The sequence below is a fragment of the Herminiimonas contaminans genome (genome assembly GCF_015645465.1).
Classification (GTDB): Bacteria; Pseudomonadota; Gammaproteobacteria; order Burkholderiales; family Burkholderiaceae_D; genus Oxalicibacterium; species Oxalicibacterium contaminans.
The window spans coordinates 277,697-290,230 of record NZ_JADOEL010000004.1 but is presented as its reverse complement, the minus strand read 5'-3'; the positions used below and the strand labels follow the sequence as shown (position 1 = coordinate 290,230).

The window sequence follows — 12,534 nt, the reverse complement described above, 5'->3', positions numbered from 1 at the left end:
TACGCACCGCGGTGTTCCTGCACCATCCGTACTGCGCGCTCGCGCACCTCGGGGGAAAACTTGTTTGCTTTCTTCATGGCTCCATTCTCTCAGATAAAGAAGCCTCCACAATTTCCGGGGCGGTTCAAAGGTGTAGATACCGACGCTCATAATCATTATCGCCAATACGGCTGATAACATCGTCGTACTCAATTTAGAACCTATCCATGCTCCAACAAATCCAGTAAACATCGCGCCTATGCAGAGCGGCCATACCAACATCCAATTGATGCTGCCCTTTTTATGAAAATAGAACGCGCCGACAATTCCGGTAAAAATGAATGTAAACAAGGATGTCGCGGTGCCTTGATGGATAGTTACTCCAGCGACAAGCGTTAATGCTGTTGGCATAAAGAATCCGCCGACACCAACGGCGCCCACCAATATCCCGATAGTGATCGAGATTAAAACAAGACTGCTATAAGTCAACATCAAGAATCCGCGTGTCGTTAATTTAGCTTCGCATTATAACTCGTTATGACGAGTTAAGATATGCTAATCATCTGTTGTCTCGCTATTACTCCCGTCAGGTTGATTATCGGTCGGCGATTACCTTAAATAAGGTGCAGACAACTGCGTAATTGATTGTTCTAAAGATATTCACGAAAATTTTTTAGCTTGCATTCTGTATTTATTTTGACTGATCTGTCTGAATAAAAGATCAAGCTACCAACCCAGGAATCTCCTCGCACCAAAAGCGCGAGCATGCATGGATTTCGTGCGCATCACTCTATTTTGGTGCGCCCTGCGGATCCTATTTATTTCTTTTTCTTCTCCCAAAAAAATCGGCACTTCAACTGATGTACTTACTAAAGCATGAATCAAGGCGGAGCCCTTTTTTCGTGATTTGTATCCAATTTTTCGATATGGCATGCGACTTGCTCTAACTCGTCATAACGTGTTGCCAAACTTCAATTAAGAGAAACAAATATGAATACTGATGAATCTTCTTTGACAATCGAAAGACCTGATAAATGTGCATCGACTGCTCACTCACATTCCTTTAATGACGATGACGATCAAATGCCGTTCGCTGCAAAGGGACATATTGTCATCGACAACATGCGCGTCGAATTCGAAAGCGGAAACACCAAAACGATTGCTGTAGATGGAGTTTCACTCGACGTACAGCCTGGAGAGTTCGTGTCCATTATTGGCCCATCTGGCTGCGGCAAATCAACAGTATTGAATGTTATCGCTGGATTTACCCAGGCTTCCTCTGGAAAGGTAGAAGTTGACGGAAAACAGGTTCATGAGCCTGGGATTGAACGAGGCGTAGTTTTCCAGCAGTACTCATTGTTTCCTTGGATGAGCGTTCGAAAAAACGTGGAGTTTGGACTGAAGACACAGGGAATGCCTGCATCAAAACGTACAACCGTTGCTCGAACCTTTCTTGGCTTAGCTGGACTTCTGGCTTTTGAAAATCACTTTCCTGACCAACTCTCAGGTGGGATGAAACAGCGTGTGGGGATTGTGAGAGCGCTAGTAACAAGCCCGCAAATTTTGTTGATGGATGAGCCGTTCGGTGCTCTCGATGCGCAAACGCGGGTTGTAATGCAGGAAATCCTGACCAACATGTGGCAGCGTCAGCGGATATCAGTTCTGTTCATTACTCACGATATAGAAGAGGCAATCTTCCTTTCCGATCGTGTGTACGTAATGACCGCTCGCCCAGGGCGTATCAAGGCTGAACTGAAAATTCCTTTACCCCGTCCACGAACAGCAGCGATGAGTGCCTCGCCGGAATTCCTCGAAATTCGCCAGCAACTGCAGAATCTCATTCGCGAAGAAAGCATCAAAGCAATGGGTACCGAAATCGCGACTGGCGGTATGGAGGGCTTATCTATCCAGATAGGCCCCAACGGACCGCAAGGAAAAATGTGAATACTCGTTTAATTAACCATGAAGGAACACTTATGAAAACCAGCTTAACTCGTCCTTTAATTTGTATCGCGGCGCTTACCCTTTTTTCCGTATCAGCGTTTTCTAGTGCGGAGGAAATGCAGAAGGTCAAACTCGCTCAAAATCTTTCGCCTATTTCTGGTGTGACGATCATTGCAAAGAACAAGAATTTTTTTGAAAAGGCTGGGCTCGATGTACAAGTCGTAAATTTTACTTCCGGCAAACAGGCTCTTGAAGCGACGCTGGGTGGTGGTACCGATATCGCCACTACTGCGGAAGCTCCGGTCACTGCAGCCGCTATGGCAAAGCAGCCTATTGCATTTATCGCTCGCATGGAATATTCAGACCTCAAGACCTTAGCAAGCGTATCCAGTGGCATCCGGACTCTTAGCGATATAAAGGGGAAGCGTATCGGCATGACGGTTGGTACAGGAGGGGAGGTCTACACGATGGCATTGTTGGAGCGCGCAGGCCTCACTAAAAAGGACGTCTCCATCGTCAGTCTTCGTCCACAAGACATGGCAGCTGGTATCTCAGCCAACGGCATCGATATGATGAACACATGGGAACCCTACATTTCTACGGCGAAAAAGGCACTCGGTACACAAGTAAGACAACTTGAAACTAAGGGCGTCTACGCCGAGACCTTCAATATCGTCACAACGCAAACATATCTCAAATCGAACCGCGAATTGATGACTAAGTTTGTTAAGGCAATGATAGATGCAGAAAAATGGATGAAAGACAATCCAGAAGAGGCCATCACCATAGTAGCTAAAACGGTGGGCATGAACCGTGACGATCTTGCGCCAATCTGGAGCGAATATAACTTCAAAGTGGTTCTGGACGACATGACTGTTTCTGTGTTGAAAGCGCATGCTGCATGGCGACTCGAATCAGGCAATGCGCCTACAGGTGCCGTCATGCCCGACTTTTCAAAAGTGATTTTTCCGGACCTATTGAAGGGTGTGGCAGCAGACCGCGTCACCATCAAATCTTACTAAGGACGTTCATATGAAGAGCAGAGCTCGAATGTGGGAAATGATAGCCAGATGGAGTTCACTCCCACTTCTGGTTCTGATCTGGGAAATTGTTGTTCGTAACGGCATGGTCAATCCGATATTGTTTCCTCCACCCACGGTGGTTGCAGCAGCATTTCTCGACTATGCCTCTTCCGGCATGTTGATGACAGATCTGGGATGGAGTGTTTCACGCGTGGTGATTGGCTATCTTGCCGGAGCAATTCTGGCGATTCTGATCGGCCTTCTGACTGGAGGAAATCGCTTTGCTGCAGCTTTTTTCTCTCCCGTTTTTCAGATGCTTCGGCCTATCCCGCCAATTGCGTTCGTGCCGATTGTGATCGTATGGTTCGGGTTGAGCGAACTCGGCAAATGGTTTTTGGTGTTCTGGGGAGTGTTCTTTACCGTTTGGCTGTCGGTGCATTTGGGCGTACAACGCGTCAACGACACCCTGATCCGTGCAGCAAGATGTCTAGGCGCATCAAAGCGCATGATGCTATTTGAAGTCATGCTGCCAGGCGCACTGCCTTATATTTTCATGGGCCTCAGAACAGCTATCAGTGTGTCGTTCTATACGCTGGTGGCTGCAGAGTTAGCCGGCGCGTTTGCGGGTATCGCCTATCGGCTTGAGGTTACACAACAGAATATGCAGATCGGTCACATGATCGCAGGACTGATCGTACTAGGCCTGATCTCAACGGTAGCGGACAAACTGTTTGGTATGTTTTCAAACAAGGTCATTCACTGGAATACCTAAAATCCAATTCATCAAGGTAATGGATAAAAGAGGAAAAATGGACATCAAAAAATTGAGTTTCAATCTCGATCAACTTCGCGATGGTTATACGAATGATCAGTTCTCGCCGGAAGACGTTGTAGAAGAAGCATATCGACGCATCAGGACAAGGGGCGAGGATTTTTCATGGAGCGAACTGCTCAGTGAACAAGCCGTGAAAGAACAGGCACGACTTTTAGCAAACAGATACGCAGGAAAAGCTCTTCCACCACTTTATGGAATTCCATTTTCAGTGAAGGATAATATTGATGTGGCAGGCATGCGGACCACATGCGGCTGTGAGGGAATCGACCGTTTACCGGAAATATCTGCAAGCAGTGTTCAAAAAGCGCTAGACGCCGGTGCACTGCTAATCGGCAAGAATACGTTAGACCAGTTTGCTACCGGCTTGAACGGTACAAGGACAATGGGAGAGCATTGCAGAAATGTTTTTAATCCTGAATACGTTTCTGGTGGCTCAAGTTCCGGTTCGGGCGTCGCCGTCGCCGCAGGAGTAGTTTGCTTTTCACTCGGAACCGATACAGGAGGCTCCGGAAGAATTCCCGCTGCAATGAACAATATTGTTGGTGTTAAACCGACGTTAGGGTTGGTAAGCAGTAGCGGGTTGGTCATCAACAACCATTACTTCGATTGCGTTCCTGTATTTGCGCGTACGGTAGCGGATGGTTATTACATACTAGACGCTATTCGAGGATACGACGCCACCGACACATTCAGTCGCGAAGATGCAAATGACATTGCTCTCGGCTGCAGCGATATAGATACTTTTGTATTCGGTGTTCCCGCAGCAGAGCACCTGAAATTTTTTGGCGATGAGCAAGCCCAGGCAGCGTACGGTCAAGCAATTGAGGCCCTAAAGACTATCGGTGGCACTGCTGTCGAGTTCGATTTTTCGATTTTCATTGAAGCCGGACGACTACCATTTGACAGCGGCCTGCTTGCCGAGCGTGCAGCAAGTTATGGCGATGTCGTCACCAACCGGCCTGAAACCGTACACCCAGCGGTATCGGCGATGATCGCCAAGGGATTAAGCTATTCCGGCGTCGACACGATCAAGGCCATCTACAAAATGACGGCGTTGCGTAGAAAAGCAAAAGAACTGCTTTCCACTATGGATATCGTGGTCACACCGACTACTGGCCGCGCTTACAAATGCAACGAAGTGAAAGAAAATCCAATCGAGATCAATAACAACATTGGCTACTACACTTACCCTATTAGTCCACTCGACCTTTGCGCACTGGCGCTGCCGACTTCAATCAGGCCAGACGGCCTTCCATTTGGCATTTCTCTAGTAGCTATTGCTGGAGAGGACGGAAAATTAAGATCAATAGGTACAAAGCTTCAGGACCTTCTAGCTATTCCAACTGGTATCGAGGCGAAGTCAACGGGATGAAGTCAGGAGCATGAGTCAAAGGCGTTTATCAAAAAACTAATGTCCGCTTTTGGCGGCGGTTTCAACCGGTGGATGCAACAGATTGATAAAACCGTTGAGTCGGCGTTTCATAGTTTAAAGTTTTTCTTGGTCGTTCATTAAGTCGTCTGGCAACAGCATTCAATGGAGTCTGCGAGTAGCCCGAGATCTCCATTCCTTTCGGGAAGTATTGACGTAGCAGGCCGTTGGTATTTTCGTTCGAGCCGCGCTGCCATTGTGGGGCTTTGTTTACTGGCCCATTCAATCCTTCTCAAGTCTGCGTAATTCCGCTTTGAGCGCAATTTGCGATCCGATCATAAGGATATCGTCGCCGTCGCGCCAGTCGCCGCAAAAGGCCTCATTGAAAGTAATGCCAGCATTAAAAATATCCTTTGCCAAGTCTTCTATTCCCTCACGTTCAAACTGTCGCCCATCTTCCAAGGCAGCACGAAAACCAGTTCCCGTTAATCTTATCGTCGCTTTCATTGCTTCCTTTGTGCAGCCTGCCCGTCATCAATTTTAATTTCGTAGTACAAAAAATTCCACTGAACTCCAAGTTCAGGCGCGCAGATGCCTAATTGCATGAATCCTGCCACTGAATTGCATTTAAAACTGCCGCTCAGTTGCATCCAAAGCTGCCACCGATTTTCATTCAAACCTGCCACTCAATATTTAGTTTAAATATTCATAGCGTTGGCATGATGTTGGCTCTAGTCTCGCTCTCCTCTGTATGTCTGCAATCGGCGGCGGTTTCAACCGGTCGAAGCAGGAAACATAGCAGTTGCCCGTAGTCTTTTACAGCTGGGCGGCTCTTCCTACGCAGCGCAGAAATCATCGAAAGATAAACCCAGATGATTTTGAAATTAATTGTGCGACTGAAATTTAATTAGGTCGCACCATTTAAATTAAATGGTGCGAGCCATTTTTTATTACATCGCACTATTAAATTAATATGCTCGCACTATTTAAGGCATTGCATTTTTCGGATCATTAGATCGGTCGCTCTCCTGCTCATACATGGCTTTAGACTCCAGTTCGATATCCCAGATAGCACTGCTTAGTCTCAGGTGCGTTTCCGGATCAGAACAGGCTGGAGAATGCTCTAAAAGTACCTTGATGACGTTTTCAGGGGTCTGACCGTGTTGTCCAATTGCCTCATGTGCCACGCGCACCTCTATTTCTATCCAGTCAACCTTGCTTGCGTCACCATTGGCGACTCTCATTGCTGCTGCCGCTTTCATACCGAACGTGTGCGCCGCACCACTACCTCCCCGCAATAACTGTTGAATGTTCAGCACGCGCTTGGTCGTTTCTGCCTCGAAGCTCTTGGCCATTGACGCGACTGCTGCCTTCTGGCGTGCCAATTCCGTCTGCCTAGCCTTCTCCGCGTCCTTCTGGTACTGGCGTACTTGTGCGACCTTGACCTCCTCCATAGTGAACAACTGAGCAACCGCCTGCAACTTGCGCGTGGTTGTCTCCTGCTTTGTAAACCTAGCCGCGTAGCGGTTGTTGGCCACCTTCAACTCGTTCACCTGAACCTTGAGTGCTTCTGCCTCCTTAGCCTGCGCCTGATACTGGCTGGCCATGGCTACTGCCACATCGCGCTGGGCTTTCATTTCCTCCCTCCGCTGCTCTGTCAGCTTGACGGCTACAGCCTTCTCTCGCAGCCATGTGTCGTAATCATTCTGCCAGAACGCTCTTACTTCTTTACTGGCGAACAAACTCGGCTTCACCGGCTCTTCGCGCAGTTTCTGGTGGACGGTTTTAACCACGGGCAACGGCTCAAACGCAGCATTGGCTCTGGCGTAGTAGTGTTGAATCGATGTGTGTCGAGCTTTACTGCCTTCTATGCCACGCTGCAAGCCGTGAGCCAGACCGACCTTCAGCGCAAAATCAGTTTGCATTTGGTTAAGCGCCTTAGCTCCGCCTAAGAACGCTCGGCAATTCAGCTTACTGCCCTCGACAAGCGGCACTACGTAAGCATACAAATGGGGCGTAGTTTCGTCTCTGTGTATGCCGACATAGACAACATTCTCCTCGCCATGCTTGGCTTTAAGCCACTTGAGCGCATCGTCGAAGTAGGCGTCTTGCGCTTCCGGGCTTTTACCGTTCATAACATCGGGGCTGCCGGTGATCAAATATTCAATGGCAAGCACGGCATTGCTGCGTACCTTGGCAGGCAATCTCGAGTTGAATCGCTCCAACGCCTGGGCGACGTTAGTCGCGCCGATGTGCGTGTTTTTGTGCTTGCGATTAGGGTCAGCATTTGGCGTGTCTTGCTCGCGGAAAGCGTGTTTCAGTGATCGCCTCACCGCATGGCCTGATTTCAGCTTTTGGGTACGCAGGATGGCATATCCCATGGTTAGCTTGCATCCGTGGTAAGGCCCACATCGTATGTGGACTTACTACACAATTTCTTCGAAATTGTCCCGCTGCTGGCAGGGTAAGCCACTCCGGGGAGGTAAAAATTTAAGGTCAACGGCACCACCGAAGATTTGCTTTCACTTTTATTTCGGTTCATTTTCATCCTTTTTTTATTGTTGCTAATCGCAATTGACTGCCCTAAGTGACCTACGGGCCCGTCATTTCAGTATGGCTTTGCTATGCTCTCAGGCCTGCGCACCGTGACCGTTTTTACAGCCATAGCCGTCGCTACCTTACAGAGCGTTTTTAAAACATTAAAACACCACCCGCCTGCTTTCAAAAACAGGCTGCCCGCAGCCCTGCAGAGCAGGGTGAGCCCGCTCTACCGACCTCAGTTCTGTTTTTGTGTACATACGTTTGTGTACCTTTTGTTTTTATATTGATAAAGCCAATTCAATTCAGTTATCCACAGGTCGCCTTGAGTAAATAAAGGGTAAGAAGAAGGTAAAGGGCATCGATGTATCGGCAAATCCTTTATTCATGCGGCTTTCAGTGATGGGGGAGCGACGCTATGCCACTAAACCGCGAGGCTATGCCACTAATCTGCGACGCTATGCCACTTCAGGCGCGACGCTATGCCACTACTCATATTTGAATAGTTAGCTGTTCCTCACCCTTTGTGTTTTGCCCTATCCGCGCATTTTTTATCAGTTCAAGTCGCACTAATTCGGCTGCTGCTTTTTCCAGTGCCTTTTTAAAATCACGATCACGTCCTCCGTACTGCATTTGTTGTCTAAGTTTGTCGAGTGGGAAGCGCTGAATTGGATTTGAGGAGGTTGCCACCAATCGTTGGAGCGTTTTGGCCATTTCTTGACCCCTGCCAATAAGCATTCGCTTGCTCCAGTCGATCAGGCTGTATTCACGATTGCCGAACATCTGCTCCCAGCGGGGGTCTAGTATGTAGCTGTACTTATCTGTTTTGTCGTCGTACTCAAGGTCCTTGATAAGGTTGAAGGTCAACGTATTACCGATTGTGTATCGCTGCGATCCGTTCGTGTATTTAGCTTCTAGAACCAACATCGCGGCTCGGAGTCGCAGTATGCTTTGTTGAAGCCATGCGTACTGAGTGCTGCCTATGAGTCCAGTTTTTATTTTGCGGAGTATCTCTTTTCGCTTGAGCACGACCACGGTGCCAAATGGCCGTGCTTGCGCAAAAAATATCAGAGCCATCATTAAATCGCCGTCGGCTTCATCCAATTGCTCGCCTGTATATGTAAGGACGCAATCCTTTCGGGTGACCATCACCACCCTATTGTGAAACGTACGAGCACGCCGTGCGATAGGGGCAATTAGGCTGGACCTGTTCAAATGGTTCGGCATCGCGCCAATATCAAAGCCAGGCAAAAATATTTGTTTCGGCTCTAATGCTCTTTTGGCTTCGCTTGCTTCAATCGCTGCATCATTTCGGTCTTGAGCAATGCGCAGCGCCACGCGTGTTGAGGGATGCAACTCTTTTTTAGTTGAAGGTGCAGACATACCGGACATCTGCTTAGTTTTTTGTTCGGGTAAAAACGAGCGCAGCATTTCGCACTTGTTCAGCCTTGGTCGGTCGCCCACGTTTACGTGGTTTTTCTGGAATGGTTGCGTCTATTCCGGATTGGATGAAGGCAAGAACATCTTCTTCAAGCCACAACAAGCGTCTTCCGCCGGGCAATTTAAACCACTTGGGCAGCAGGTGACCTAGCGTTTCGCTGTTGCCTGTGTAGTGCCGAATCGAAGTCGGAGCCAGTTTAAGTATGGGGGATAGATCTTCGACACTAAGAACGCGCGGAACTGAAGATGGAGAATTTGATCGTTTGGCCGCAGAGGCCTTGGGATAGGAAGTATTTTGACTCATATAGACACCTAAGCGTAAGCCGCCGATCTCATCGATTGGCGGAAACGAGTAGTGCCTACTGTTAGTAGCTAAGCTGGTGATCACGATTCACCTTCGCTTAGTACTTCAAGGAGTTTGCTAATCAGGCTTCAGCAGAACACAGCTTCTCGCTTGGCTGTATCGCTTACGTCCCCTCCCGAACGCTATTTCGGGTGTCGTTTGCATTTTGTCTTTATTGCAAACCCTTATCACTTTGTTTGGGTTCGCTCAATCGTCATGATCGCGTTTGTTTACGAAGGGAGTCCATGACGATGGCAATTAACTCCGCTTCCATTTTTATTACCTACAAGTAACAGCATATAAAAAAAGCCACTTAGCGTCAAGTGGCTTTTTGGGACAATCATGGGACAGTGGGACAGTAGATTTATTACCAATCACTACTAATCCCTATTAATAGGAATCAAGCTAAATTATTGAAAAATAAAGCTATTTCCTATTTTATTTGGTGGGCCTCCCGTGAGTCGAACACGGCACCAACGGATTATGAGTCCGCTGCTCTAACCAAGCATGAGCTAGAGGCCCGACAACTTGATGAGAGCTTAATTACCTTCCAGGAAGCTCTTCAATTTATCTGACCGCGATGGGTGACGCAGTTTGCGCAACGCCTTTGCTTCTATTTGGCGAATACGCTCACGTGTAACGTCGAATTGCTTACCCACTTCTTCCAGCGTGTGATCGGTCGACATTTCGATACCAAAACGCATACGCAGGACTTTGGCTTCACGTGGTGTCAGGGAATCGAGTACGTCCTTGACTACACCGCGCATCGAAGCGTGCAACGCTGCATCGGCCGGAGCCAATGTGTTGTTGTCTTCGATGAAGTCGCCCAGATGCGAATCGTCGTCGTCGCCTATCGGTGTTTCCATCGAAATAGGCTCTTTCGCGATCTTCATGATCTTGCGGATTTTGTCTTCCGGCATTTCCATCTTGATCGCCAGTGTTGCCGGATCCGGTTCTGCACCGGTTTCCTGCAAAATCTGACGCGAGATGCGATTCATCTTGTTGATCGTTTCGATCATGTGCACCGGAATACGGATGGTGCGAGCCTGATCGGCGATCGAACGAGTGATGGCCTGACGGATCCACCAGGTTGCATAAGTCGAGAATTTGAAGCCGCGACGATATTCGAACTTGTCGACTGCCTTCATCAAACCGATATTGCCTTCCTGGATCAGATCCAGGAATTGCAAACCGCGGTTAGTATACTTTTTCGCAATGGAAATGACCAGACGTAAGTTAGCTTCTGTCATTTCACGTTTTGCTTTGCGTGCCTTCATTTCACCGGCAGCCATCTTTTTGTTGATGGCGCGCAGGTCAGGCAACGGCAAGACTACACGTGCTTGCAGGTCGATCAGTTTTTGCTGCAGTTCTTTGACGGTCGGTACGTTACGTGCCAACACGACGCTGTATGCATGCTTACCGTTTACTTCGCCATCTACCCAGTCCAGATTGGTTTCATTGCCTGGGAAGACTTTGATGAAGTGGCCGCGCGGCATGCCGCAACGATTCACTGCAACGTCGAGAATTTGTTTTTCGATGTGACGGACTTCATCAACCTGACCACGCAAGGTGTCGCACAGTTTCTCGACAACTTTGGCGGTGAAGCGAATGCTGAGCAGTTCATTCGAGATGACTTCCTGCGCCTTGACGTAAGGCTTGGAGTTGTAGCCCTCTTTCTCGAACGCTTTGCGCATCTTGTCGAATTGCTGGGCAATGGTCGAGAATTTGGCGAGCGAGTCACGCTTGAGTTGCTCCAGCTGTTCGCTCGAGAAACCGGCAGCACCACCAGATGCGGACGCGGTTTCTTCTTCTTCCTCTTCTTCGTCCTCGTCCTCTTCTTCGTCTTCTTCGTCATCCGAAGCAGCGGCAGGAGCAGGCGCGGCAACTACTGGCTCAACCGCATCCAGGTCGACCAGGCCGTCGACGATTTCGTCGATCTTGGCTTCGTCTTTGGAGATGCGCTCAGCAGCAGCGATAATTTCTGCAATCGTGGTCGGGCATGCGGAGATCGCCTGGATCATGTCACGCAGGCCGTCTTCGATACGTTTTGCGATGTCGATCTCGCCTTCGCGGGTCAGCAGTTCTACCGAACCCATTTCGCGCATGTACATACGCACAGGATCGGTGGTACGGCCGAAATCGGAATCGACGGTCGAGAGCGCTGCTTCAGCAGCAGCTTCGGCTTCATCATCGCTGGCAACGGTGGCTACGTTGTCGGACAGGAGCAGTGTTTCTGCGTCCGGTGCCTGTTCGTAGACCGCGATACCCATGTCATTGAAGGTACCGATGATGCCTTCGATCGCTTCCGGATCGATGATGTTTTCTGGCAGGTGATCGTTGATTTCTGCGTAGGTCAGGAAGCCGCGCTCTTTACCGAACTTGATCAGCGTCTTGAGTTTCTGGCGACGCGCTTCGAGTTCTTCTTCGCTGGCTTCTGTATCGGACGAGAATGCGTCTTTCAACAATGCTTTTTCTTTGGCCTTGCGATCTTTGGCTTTCGCTTTGTCGACGGCTTTCATTTCTGCGCGTTCGACCGCATTCAATGCTGCGATTTCATCGTTCTCAGGCTGGAATTCTTTTGGTTTGCGGCCACGACGTCCAGGTACTTTCACCGACGGCAGGATGTAGCCGGAGGTATCGATCGCAGCGAGGGTAGCGGCGTCGGTAGTCTGGCTGACGGTCGCCGTGATCATGACGTTAACGCCAGGACGCGACTCGACTTTTGGCTCGACTTTTGCTGACTTACTAGCAGACTTCACTTCAGATTTCTTATTTGTCACAGGGGCTTTCGATTGCACTGATACCGGCTTTGCAGCTACTTTGGATGAAACTTTGGCTGCAGGCGTTTTCGCCGCCGCTTTGGTTTTGGCAGCCACGGCTTTAGCCTGGCCAGCCGACTTTGCGGCAACTACTTTCTTTTCAACAGTTTTACTTGTCTTCACCGCTGCAGCCGATTTGGCTTTGCTCGCGGTGAGCGTTTGGGTTTTCGCGGGTTTCTTCATTGCATTCGCCATTGGATCGACTACCAAGGTTATGCTCTTGAAGCGCGGTTAAGCTTGCGCTC

General features: G+C 49.0%; 10 protein-coding genes, 1 tRNA gene and 2 pseudogenes. 5 read left to right on the top strand and 8 right to left on the bottom strand.

Features of this window, described 5'->3' with window-relative positions; all coding sequences use genetic code 11:
• Positions 1-144: 144 nt before the first annotated feature.
• Positions 145-471: pseudogene (locus IXC47_RS19350) on the bottom strand (TSUP family transporter); the annotation flags it as partial.
• 630 nt (positions 472-1,101) lie between these two features.
• Here IXC47_RS19350 and IXC47_RS08030 point away from each other — a divergent pair.
• Genes IXC47_RS08030 through IXC47_RS08015 form a run of 4 tightly spaced genes read left to right on the top strand, consistent with a single transcriptional unit; the run spans position 1,102 to position 5,152 of the window.
• A complete protein-coding gene (locus tag IXC47_RS08030; protein WP_230089457.1) occupies positions 1,102-1,923 on the top strand; it encodes an ABC transporter ATP-binding protein in 822 nt (273 codons plus the stop codon).
• Positions 1,920-2,945 (top strand): ABC transporter substrate-binding protein, encoded by a 1,026-nt coding sequence (locus IXC47_RS08025; RefSeq protein ID WP_326838391.1) that lies wholly within the window; start codon positions 1,920-1,922, stop codon positions 2,943-2,945. Before IXC47_RS08030 ends, IXC47_RS08025 begins: the two co-directional genes overlap by 4 nt.
• Before the next feature lie 10 nt (positions 2,946-2,955).
• Positions 2,956-3,717, top strand: a complete 762-nt coding sequence (locus tag IXC47_RS08020) for an ABC transporter permease (protein ID WP_195875208.1) — start codon at positions 2,956-2,958, stop codon at positions 3,715-3,717.
• Positions 3,718-3,754: 37 nt separating this feature from the next.
• On the top strand, positions 3,755-5,152 hold the full coding sequence (locus IXC47_RS08015; protein WP_195875207.1) for an amidase family protein: 1,398 nt from the start codon (positions 3,755-3,757) through the stop codon (positions 5,150-5,152).
• A gap of 61 nt (positions 5,153-5,213) precedes the next feature.
• On the opposite strand, the pseudogene IXC47_RS08010 reads toward IXC47_RS08015, so the two are convergent.
• The 7 genes and pseudogenes from IXC47_RS08010 to rpoD all read right to left on the bottom strand — a co-directional run.
• Positions 5,214-5,405: pseudogene (locus IXC47_RS08010) on the bottom strand (transposase); the annotation flags it as partial.
• A 26-nt stretch (positions 5,406-5,431) separates the two neighbouring features.
• Positions 5,432-5,656, bottom strand: coding sequence for a hypothetical protein (locus IXC47_RS08005; RefSeq protein WP_195875206.1), 225 nt, complete (start codon positions 5,654-5,656; stop codon positions 5,432-5,434).
• A 479-nt stretch (positions 5,657-6,135) separates the two neighbouring features.
• Positions 6,136-7,530 (bottom strand): MobV family relaxase, encoded by a 1,395-nt coding sequence (gene mobV / locus IXC47_RS08000; protein ID WP_195875205.1) that lies wholly within the window; start codon positions 7,528-7,530, stop codon positions 6,136-6,138.
• Positions 7,531-8,179: 649 nt separating this feature from the next.
• Entirely contained in the window at positions 8,180-9,118 is a 939-nt protein-coding gene (locus tag IXC47_RS07995) for a replication initiation protein (RefSeq protein ID WP_230089448.1), read from the bottom strand.
• Positions 9,084-9,431, bottom strand: a complete 348-nt coding sequence (locus IXC47_RS07990) for a helix-turn-helix transcriptional regulator (protein WP_195875204.1) — start codon at positions 9,429-9,431, stop codon at positions 9,084-9,086. Before IXC47_RS07990 ends, IXC47_RS07995 begins: the two co-directional genes overlap by 35 nt.
• A gap of 482 nt (positions 9,432-9,913) precedes the next feature.
• Positions 9,914-9,992, bottom strand: a tRNA-Ile gene (locus IXC47_RS07985).
• Positions 9,993-10,009: 17 nt separating this feature from the next.
• Positions 10,010-12,250, bottom strand: coding sequence for an RNA polymerase sigma factor RpoD (rpoD, locus tag IXC47_RS07980; RefSeq protein WP_407651088.1), 2,241 nt, complete (start codon positions 12,248-12,250; stop codon positions 10,010-10,012).
• Here rpoD and IXC47_RS19345 point away from each other — a divergent pair.
• Complete coding sequence (locus IXC47_RS19345; RefSeq protein WP_230089446.1) at positions 12,162-12,524, top strand: hypothetical protein; 363 nt, start codon at positions 12,162-12,164, stop codon at positions 12,522-12,524. The two genes, rpoD and IXC47_RS19345, sit on opposite strands and share 89 nt — an antisense overlap.
• Positions 12,525-12,534: the final 10 nt, after the last annotated feature.

Excerpts from the sequence above, each read along its gene's own strand:
- IXC47_RS08005 (WP_195875206.1), bottom strand. The coding sequence starts at position 5,656 with ATGAAAGCGACGATAAGATTAACGGGAACTGGTTTTCGTGCTGCCTTG.
- mobV (WP_195875205.1), bottom strand. The coding sequence starts at position 7,530 with ATGGGATATGCCATCCTGCGTACCCAAAAGCTGAAATCAGGCCATGCG.
- IXC47_RS07995 (WP_230089448.1), bottom strand. The coding sequence starts at position 9,118 with ATGCTGCGCTCGTTTTTACCCGAACAAAAAACTAAGCAGATGTCCGGT.
- IXC47_RS08015 (WP_195875207.1), top strand. The coding sequence starts at position 3,755 with ATGGACATCAAAAAATTGAGTTTCAATCTCGATCAACTTCGCGATGGT.
- IXC47_RS19345 (WP_230089446.1), top strand. The coding sequence starts at position 12,162 with ATGACGTTAACGCCAGGACGCGACTCGACTTTTGGCTCGACTTTTGCT.
- IXC47_RS07990 (WP_195875204.1), bottom strand. The coding sequence starts at position 9,431 with ATGAGTCAAAATACTTCCTATCCCAAGGCCTCTGCGGCCAAACGATCA.
- IXC47_RS08020 (WP_195875208.1), top strand. The coding sequence starts at position 2,956 with ATGAAGAGCAGAGCTCGAATGTGGGAAATGATAGCCAGATGGAGTTCA.
- IXC47_RS08030 (WP_230089457.1), top strand. The coding sequence starts at position 1,102 with ATGCGCGTCGAATTCGAAAGCGGAAACACCAAAACGATTGCTGTAGAT.